At 57.1% G+C, this 496-nt stretch carries 1 protein-coding gene; it reads left to right on the top strand.

Annotation, left to right across the window (positions count from 1 at the left end; genetic code table 11):
* On the top strand, positions 1–496 hold a 496-nt coding region (locus EXE45_RS17750), incomplete at both ends, for a phospholipase D-like domain-containing protein (protein WP_241989532.1).

The following is a 496-nucleotide window of genomic DNA, read 5'->3' as shown; positions in this document are numbered from 1 at the left end:
GTCGAATCCGCATTCGAATCTGATGGTGAAATCCGCATCATCGCCTCAAAGCGCCTAAGTCAAGAGAACAAACCGGTTCTCACCGACGACGCTCCCCTCTCCGAGGAAGGCGAGTCACGGCTCGCCCTCATCGCCCAAATGCTGGACGAGGGACGGCTTCAGCTAAAAATCGGGGAACCGCGGAATAACTCCGATTCGGGAATCTTCCATCCCAAGCTCGGCATCGCGACCGACGGGAATCGAATCACGTTCGAGGGAAGCATCAACGAGACCTACAACGCGTGGTATCGCAACTACGAGCGATTCAAAGTCCACCGCTCGTGGGACGAGGTCGAGAACGAGTACGTCGAGGAGGACGTGAAGACTTTCGAGCGTCTCTGGGACGAGGAGCACGACGATGTCGAGGTCACGAATATTGACGATGCCATCGAGCGAGATATCCTCGACTGGCAGCCCGAGTCTGACGAGGAAGTCGAGGAGCACGTCGAACGCCTGA

This window comes from Halorubrum sp. SP9 (assembly GCF_005435015.1).
Taxonomy (GTDB): domain Archaea; phylum Halobacteriota; class Halobacteria; order Halobacteriales; family Haloferacaceae; genus Halorubrum; species Halorubrum sodomense.
Note: the sequence above shows the minus strand (reverse complement) of the source record. Positions and strands in the feature narration are given on the sequence as shown.